The sequence below is a fragment of the Brevibacterium samyangense genome (assembly GCF_039529845.1).
Classification (GTDB): domain Bacteria; phylum Actinomycetota; class Actinomycetes; order Actinomycetales; family Brevibacteriaceae; genus Brevibacterium; species Brevibacterium samyangense.
Genome location: NZ_BAAANO010000008.1, coordinates 236,673 through 237,024, shown reverse-complemented (window position 1 = coordinate 237,024; position 352 = coordinate 236,673). Strand labels below are relative to the sequence as shown.

Genomic DNA, 352 nt, shown 5'->3' with positions numbered 1-352 from the left:
CCGGGGCGCCGTGTTCCGCGATCCACCGGGCCTCGTGCGCCCGGCGTGCGGGCCCGGCCGGGCGCAGGGCGGAGCTCAGTCCTCGTCCATGCCGATCATGACGAACGGCAGAGCCGGCTTCGACTCCGCCTCCGGCTGCTGCTTCGGGGCCCGCTTCGGGGCCTCCTTCTTCTTCGCCGGTGCAGGAGCGGACTGGATCTTCGTCTCTGCCTCCATGCCGATCATGAGCGGCGCGGGGCCGGTGGGCTCGGCAGGTGCCGGCTTCGCAGCCTTCGCCGGCTTCTCCGCCTTCACGTGCTTCTCCACGTCCGAGACGCGCTCCGCCGAGGCATCGGCGGCGGGTGCCGTGTTC

General features: G+C 72.7%; 1 pseudogene. It reads right to left on the bottom strand.

Annotated features, from left to right (window positions below):
* Positions 1–75: 75 nt before the first annotated feature.
* Positions 76–352: pseudogene (locus ABD172_RS05030) on the bottom strand (hypothetical protein); the annotation flags it as partial.